Genomic DNA, 6885 nt, shown 5'->3' with positions numbered 1-6885 from the left:
GCCTGTTCATCGGCTGCTTCTGCGTGATCCTGTCGATGTACGGCGGCGGCTTCGCCACCGTGCCGGCCTATCTGGCCGATCTGTTCGGCACGCAGATGGTGGGCGCCATCCACGGCCGGCTGCTGACGGCGTGGTCGGCGGCCGGCGTGTTCGGCCCGGTGCTGATTATCTACCTGCGCGAATATCAAATCGCGCACGGCGTGCCGAAGGCGCAGGCTTACGATGTGACGATGTATGTGCTGGCCGGCCTGCTGCTGGCGGGTCTGGTCTGCAATGGTCTGGTGCGGCCGGTCGACGATAAATACTTCATGACCGCGCCGGAACTGGCGGCCGAAAAGCAACTGGCCCACGAGCGCGATGCGGGCGCATCGAACGGTGCATCGAACGGGACATCGAACGGCGCGACCAGCCCCGTGACGGTGGCGCTGGCGTGGGCGGCGGTCGGCCTTCCGCTGGCGATAGGCGTCTTGCTGACGCTGCAAAAAGCGGTCATCCTGTTCCGCTGAACACGGCCGGCGCTTGCAGCGCAGTTTGGCAGGGGGATGGGACCGCGGTCCCATCCCTTTTTTTATAGCCCCCTCGCGTGCGCTCTCCGGCAGCACCTTTGATCCAGATCATGTCTCTTTCGCGCTGCTAACGTAGCCTTGTCTTTCGCCCTGCAGGCGCGTGTCCGTATCGCTAGCTTCGCCTTCGCCCTAATCCACTTCTTTCTTTTATAGAGGTATTTATGTATCCATTTTCGCAAGCCGTCACGCCCGCCGTCAAAAATCACCTGGAAGCCCAGCTGTCGTTCTTCAACGACATTTCGAAATCCCTGTTTCACACGGCGCAGCAGTACGGCGACCTGAATATTCAGCTGGCACAGACCATGCTGGAAGAAAGCACCACCGCTGGCCAGCAAATCCTCACCGCCCACCGTCCGACCGACATGTTCAGCGCCGCCGCCGCGCACGCCCAGCCCACGGCTGAAAAACTGCGCGCGTATCAGCAGCATATTTCGCGTATCGCCGCCGACACGCAAACCGACCTGGCCCGCGTGGCCGAAGACCATATCGCCGAAACGGCCCGCACGGCCAAGGAACTGGCCGACGACGTGGCCCGCGCCACGCGCGAAGAAACGGACAAAACCATGCGCGCGCAGCAGGATGCGGCCCGCAAGTTTACCGACCCGTTCCAGAACTATGCCGACGGCGCGCAGCGCTCACGCGGCAACGAGGTGCGTGGCGGCTCGACCATGCAAAACGGCAATCAAGACGGTAGCGATGCCCATGGCGGTATGCATGGCGCCGCAGCCGCCAGCCAGGCGGCCGCCAGCCAGGCCGGCAAGCAGCAAACCGGCCGCAAGGAAAGCTGATCGTAGCGGCGCCGGCCTCGCTGGCGCCTGGCCGGCCGGTGCGTGCGCCAGCGCGTCGGCCGGCCTCAGTTATACGCGGGTCCGTTTTTCTCGCCGCGCCGCAGTGCCGGGCGTGGCGATCATTCTTATGGCGCCATTTTTGCGTCCGCTTTTCGTTCCGCCGCCACGCCACGCTGCGCCACCAAGCCACCAAGCCCCACGCGCCACGCCACCAAGCCGCGCCGCAAGGCCGGCCCTGCGCCTGCGCACGCGATTCGATCTCTGCCGATCTCCGCCGAGTCTGCTATTCTTGCGCTATCTTTCGCCGCCGGCCGAGCACATCATGAGTAGTAGCACCCCTTCCGATTCCCTGCATATCGTCTGTCCGCATTGCGACGCGGTGAACCGTGTGCCGGCCGCGCGCCTGGCGCAGCAACCCACTTGCGGCAAATGCCAGCTGGCGCTGTTCACCGGCAAGCCGGTCGACCTGAGCAGCGCGCGCTTCCTCAAGCACATCGAACGCAGCGATATTCCGGTGTTGGTCGACTTTTGGGCGCCGTGGTGCGGTCCCTGCGTGTCGATGGCGCCGTTTTATGGGCAGGCCGCGCAGCAACTGGAACCGGCGTACCGCGTCGTCAAGGTCGATACCGAACAAGCCCGCGATTTGTCGGCGCGCTATGCGATCCGTAGCATCCCCACGCTGGCGCTGTTTTTGCACGGCCGCGAAGTGGCGCGCCAGCCGGGCGCGATGGACAGCCAGCGCATCATCGCGTGGGCCCACGCCCATAGACCGAAGTAGGGCGGCGCGGCGGCCACGCTTCCAGGCGCCTAGCCGCAATGCTGCTCCAGCCAGCGCCGCACGCCGGCCAGGCTGCGGAAATCGGCCACGGAGCGGCAGGCGATTTGCGGATGGCGCGCTTGCAGCATCTTCGACAGCGCCGCTCCCGGCCCCAGTTCCAGCGCGACCGTGATGCCGGCTTCGGCGCCGGCGTCCATGCAGCCGCGCCACAAGATCGGTTCGGCCAGCTGGCGCGACAACTGGTCGACGGCCAGCGCCTTGCCGTCGACCCGCAGCGCGGCGATGCCCGACAAGACCGGCGCCGTGAACGGCTGAAAATCGGCGCCGTGCAGCGCGGCGGCGAACGGCGCCACGGCCGCCGCCAGATACGGCGTGTGCGAGGCCAGCTCCACCGGCAGCCGCGTCAAGCGCGCGCCCGCCGCCACCACCTTGTGCTCCAGCGCCGCCAGTCCCGCCGCCGGGCCGCCGGCGATGCAGCTGTCGTCCGCCGTTTCGATGGCGATGTAAAACAGGTCGTCCGCCATCAGCCCGGCCGCGCGCGGCAAGCTCAGGCCCGAGATCGCGGCCAGCGCCTGGCCCGGATGTGCGCGCCGGCAGTCGTCCATCGCGGCGGCGCGCAACGCCGCCAGTTCCAGCAGTTCGGCGCCGCCCAGCGCGCCGGCCACGCCGTAGGCCGCCAGTTCGCCGACGCTGTAGCCGGCCACCAGCGCGGGCGCGGGCGCGTCACCGCGCAGCGCTTCCCACATCGCCAGCGCGCCCGCCACGATCAGCTGCTGCGCGGCGCGGTTGGAAAACATCAACGCCGGATCGGATGCGGAGGGCAGCGTGAAGCTGTCGAGCAGCGCCGCCGCGCGCGCGCTGCCGCGTGCCAGCTCGAACATCTGCGCGTGCTGCGCGCCCTGGCCCGGACAGAGTATGAGCAGGCGGCTTCTCATGTCGGCGATGTCGATGTCGACGGCGACGACGACGGCGTTGGTGATGGCGGCATCGGCATCGGCATCACGCGCGGCCGCGCGCCGCCATCGCGTGCACCAGGCAGGTCGCCGCCAGCAGATCGGCCGCGCCGCCCGGCGAGAGCCGGTGCCGCACCAGCCGATGGTGGCAGGCCATGGCCCGTTCGCGCCAGCCGGCGTGCGCGGTGCCGCCCAGCACGACGAAGCGGCGCGCCTCGTCGCGCACCAGACGCGCGCCTTCGACGCCACCGCGATGGAGCACATTGGTGTCGCTGACGTGGCCCATCAGCGCGAACAGCGCGTCGATGCGCGCGTGGTAGATGCTGCCACCGCGCGCCAGCGTCGCCCGCAGCGCCGGCAGGCCGACCTCGAACACGGACGGCAATCCCAGCGCGCCTTCTTCGCGCGCGCCGCTGGCCGCATGCAGCGCCGCCGCGCGCTGGCCATGACCGGCCTGGCCGGCATCGCCGCCCGCGTTGCCATGGTCGCCATCGCCATTGCCGCCAGCGTTGCGATTGTCGCCACCACCGTCGTCGTCATTGTCGCCAGCGTCGCCATCACCGCCGTCATTGCCGCCATCGCCGCCATCATCATCGTCGCCGTCGCCATCATCGCCATCGTTGACCGCCTTCGCGGCGACGGCGCGGTTGGCGGGAACGGCGCCATTCGAGTGCGCGGCCAGCGCCGCTCCCCAGTGTTGCAGCATGACCGAGCGCAGCGTCGCCGCCGACAGCGGCAGCGCCCGCGCGTGGATGCGTCCCGCCGCCGCGCACAGCAAGCCGAGACTGAAGATCGCGCCGCGATGCGTGTTGACGCCGCGCGAAGCGCCCATCATGCGCGCCTCGGCCGCGATGCCCAGCTGCTTGAGCTGCGCGAACGGCGCACCGTGCATGCCGGCCAGGCAGATGTCGCGGAAGTAGTGGCGCAGCGCGAACAGGCTGCGCATGAAGGTGGCGGCGTCCATGTCGCCATGGCTGCCGCTGTCGATCAGCGACACGAGGCCGGGCTTGGGATACAGGCACAGTTCCACATACAGGCTGCGCACCGCGAGCCGCGCGATCGCGCCGGCCTGGCCGCGCTGGCGCCGGGTGCCGACGCTGGCCATGGCGCCTGGGGCCGGCGCCGATGTAAGCCGCGCCGCGATCGTCAGCGGTATCAAGGCTGCCTCAATGTCGCCAGCAGCGCGTTGGGCGGCGCCAGGTGCACGCTGTCGGCTTCCTTGACCAGCACGTGCGCGGCGGCGGCCTGTGCCTGCAACCACTCCTTCCACGACACCGCCTGCCCGGACGGGAACACGATCTCGCCATCGAGCGGCAAGCGCGTGGCGTGGAACGACAGCAGCGCCAGGCCGGCGTTGAGCTGCTGCGACGTGGCCGGATAAAACAGGATGTCGACGTCGGAAGTGGGCGTCATGTAGGGCTGGGCCGTCAACACCTGCAAGGCCACCGAGCCGTAGACCCGCATCACCAGGCCGACGGCGCGGTTGTCGAACGCCGTCAGTTCCTCGCGCCACGGCGACGGCAGCGACGGCAGCACGCTTTTCAAGGACAGCGGCGGCACCGACTTGACCACTTCCAGCGCCTGCGCGCGCAGCGTGATGCGCAGCTTCTGGCCGCTGGCCGGATCGGGCGGCAGCGGAACGCCGAGACAGACTTCGTTGGCGTGGGCGTTGGCGTCGCGCCGGCGCACGACGGCCGGCCAGTCGTTGCGGCGCCACTTTTCCAGCGCGGGCCGATGCTCGGGGGCGGCGCCGTCGGCCGCGTCCTGCCAGCCCTGCGGCGACAGCCAGACCAGATTATGCCGCGATAACATGGCCGCCCGCCATGATGGCCGCGATCACCGGCTGCGCCATCAGGCGACCGCCGCGCGTCAGTCCGAGCGCGCTGCGGTCGTCGCCGGCGCTCGGTTCGAGCAGGGCCTCCTTGAGCAGCGCCGCGAGGTCGGCGCCGGCCGGGTCCCAGATCGCCCGCAGTCCGCCCATGCGCAGATAATTTTCCGGCCCCGGCGCGAACACGGGATTGCTGAGCGCCAGCTCCGTCAGCAATTCTTCCGGCACCTTGGTGATGCGCGCCATCGCCGCCAATCCCATCACGCGGATGGTCGCATCGGGCAGCGCGTAGCAGGCGTCGGCCATCAAGCCGCTGGTGATGAAGCCGCCCGACAGCGCCTGGTCGTAGACCAGCGCGACGATCTTGTGGCCGCGCCGCCGCGCCAGCTCCACGCATTTTCCCAGGTGCGCCATATAGCTATTGATGCCCAACATTTCGTCGCGGTGGCGCAGGCGCTGGCCCTGGGTGTCGACCAGGATCACGATGGCGCGGCCGGGATGCTCGCGCACCGTGCGCAAAATCGCCGTGGCCTGCGCCAGCGCGATTTCGACGCCGATGGGCGCGTGGCCGGTGGTGCCGATGACGGCCACGGTCGCGGTCTCGCCGGCGCCGCCACCACCGGCGCCACCGCCTTCGACCTGCGCCTCGCCGCTCAGGAAGTCATCCTGCGCGGCGACCGTGTGACCCAGCGGGAACAGGGTCGCAGCCAGTGTTTGCCATTGCATCATTGCGCTCCCAGTCGGTGCGCCGCGGCCGCGGCGACGAAGGCGTCGATGTCGAGCATGGCGATCCGCTGCGCATCGGGCATGCCCATGGTACTCCAGATGTCGGCCGGATCGGCCAGCGCGCCGTATCGTGCGAGGCGCTCGGCCAGCAGCCGCTGTTCGCCTTCCAGCGCCTCCAGCGTCAGCTCGACCGGCCGGCCCGCGCAGCCGGCGATGGCGTCCAGCGCGGCCTGGCGGAAGCCGGCCACGCTGTCGGCGCTCATCATCTGGCAGTCGCCCAGCAGGTAGCGGTGCTTGCCGCCGCAGGTGCGCCACACGAGGGCGCGGTCGCGCGCGTCGTATTCCTCGACGCCGTGGGCGGTCTCTATCACTTCCGGGCCGGACATCGCCAGCCGTCCTTCTTCCGACATCACGACCACGTTGGCGCAGCGCGCCACGATGCCCATGCCGCCGAAGGCGCCGTTCGCGCCGCCGATCAGCACGATGACGGCGATGCCGGCGGCGCGCGCGTCGAGCAGCGCGCGCATCACTTCGGACACGGCGATCAAGCCGGCGTTGGCTTCGTGCAGGCGCACACCGCCCGTGTCCAGCAGCAGCAGCACGGCCGGCGCGTTGTCGAGCATCGCGCGCTGGAACAGGCCGACCAGTTTGGCGCCATGCACCTCGCCGACGGCGCCGCCCATGAAGCCGCCCTCCTGCGCGGCCGTGTAGACCCAGCCCTCGTTCAATCTGGCGCGGCCGACGACGACGCCGTCGTCGAACGACACCGGCGCGTTCAGCTGCGCCAGATGCGGGCTGACCACGCGCTCGGCCGGCGCCAGGAATTCCTCGAAGCTGCCAGCGTCGAACAAGCCTTGCAGGCGCTCGCGCGCGGTCAGTTCCAGATAGCTGCTCATCGCGCCCCTCCCAGCATGGTCTGCACCGCCTGGTCGAGCCGCAGGCTGACCACGGCCGGCGTGGCGCCCATGTCGTTGATCGAGATGCGCGCGTCGGCCAGCATCCAGCGCTGGTGGAAGTCGTGCATCACGGCCGCCCAGATCGCGCCGAAGCCGGCGGCGGCGGTCTTGACTTCGATGGTGCAGGCGCCGTCCAGCGGCGCCGATTCGATCAGCACTTCCAGATTGCCGGAGCCGACCACGCCGACCAGTTGCGGCGCCATCGACAGCGTGCGCGTGCCGTTGTCATAGCGGTAGTTCAGGGTTTCCATCGTCATCCTCTGTATTTGCCGACTGAGTTTTTTTACCGC

8 protein-coding genes and 1 pseudogene are annotated in these 6885 nt (G+C 69.3%); 3 read left to right on the top strand and 6 right to left on the bottom strand.

Going from position 1 to position 6885, the window contains the following annotated elements; translation table 11 throughout:
* The 3 genes and pseudogenes from Q0S71_RS15715 to trxC all read left to right on the top strand — a co-directional run.
* Positions 1 to 506, top strand: a pseudogene (locus Q0S71_RS15715) (MFS transporter); the annotation flags it as partial.
* 221 nt (positions 507 to 727) lie between these two features.
* Positions 728 to 1354, top strand: coding sequence for a phasin family protein (locus Q0S71_RS15710; protein WP_295997565.1), 627 nt, complete (start codon positions 728 to 730; stop codon positions 1352 to 1354).
* A 322-nt stretch (positions 1355 to 1676) separates the two neighbouring features.
* Complete coding sequence (gene trxC, locus Q0S71_RS15705) at positions 1677 to 2132, top strand: thioredoxin TrxC (RefSeq protein WP_295997562.1); 456 nt, start codon at positions 1677 to 1679, stop codon at positions 2130 to 2132.
* Between the two features lie 29 nt (positions 2133 to 2161).
* On the opposite strand, the gene Q0S71_RS15700 is transcribed toward trxC, so the two are convergent.
* From Q0S71_RS15700 to mdcC, 6 genes are all read right to left on the bottom strand, one after another.
* A complete protein-coding gene (locus Q0S71_RS15700; protein WP_295997559.1) occupies positions 2162 to 3067 on the bottom strand; it encodes an acyltransferase domain-containing protein in 906 nt (301 codons plus the stop codon).
* 64 nt (positions 3068 to 3131) lie between these two features.
* Positions 3132 to 4190, bottom strand: coding sequence for a triphosphoribosyl-dephospho-CoA synthase (locus Q0S71_RS15695; RefSeq protein ID WP_295997571.1), 1059 nt, complete (start codon positions 4188 to 4190; stop codon positions 3132 to 3134).
* Positions 4191 to 4240: 50 nt separating this feature from the next.
* Positions 4241 to 4897: a malonate decarboxylase holo-[acyl-carrier-protein] synthase gene (mdcG, locus tag Q0S71_RS15690; RefSeq protein WP_295997556.1), complete on the bottom strand. Its 657-nt coding sequence runs from the start codon at positions 4895 to 4897 to the stop codon at positions 4241 to 4243.
* Positions 4881 to 5639, bottom strand: a complete 759-nt coding sequence (locus Q0S71_RS15685; RefSeq protein WP_295997553.1) for a biotin-independent malonate decarboxylase subunit gamma — start codon at positions 5637 to 5639, stop codon at positions 4881 to 4883. Before Q0S71_RS15685 ends, mdcG begins: the two co-directional genes overlap by 17 nt.
* Complete coding sequence (locus tag Q0S71_RS15680; RefSeq protein ID WP_295997550.1) at positions 5639 to 6535, bottom strand: biotin-independent malonate decarboxylase subunit beta; 897 nt, start codon at positions 6533 to 6535, stop codon at positions 5639 to 5641. The genes Q0S71_RS15685 and Q0S71_RS15680 overlap by 1 nt, the downstream gene beginning before the upstream one ends.
* The gene (gene mdcC, locus Q0S71_RS15675; protein WP_295997547.1) at positions 6532 to 6846 is read right to left on the bottom strand and encodes a malonate decarboxylase acyl carrier protein; all 315 of its coding nucleotides are present in this window, start codon (positions 6844 to 6846) and stop codon (positions 6532 to 6534) included. Before mdcC ends, Q0S71_RS15680 begins: the two co-directional genes overlap by 4 nt.
* Positions 6847 to 6885: the final 39 nt, after the last annotated feature.

Origin of the sequence: Rugamonas sp., assembly GCF_025354735.1 — a bacterium.
GTDB lineage: Bacteria > Pseudomonadota > Gammaproteobacteria > Burkholderiales > Burkholderiaceae_D > Rugamonas.
This window is presented reverse-complemented; position numbering and strand designations above follow the sequence as displayed.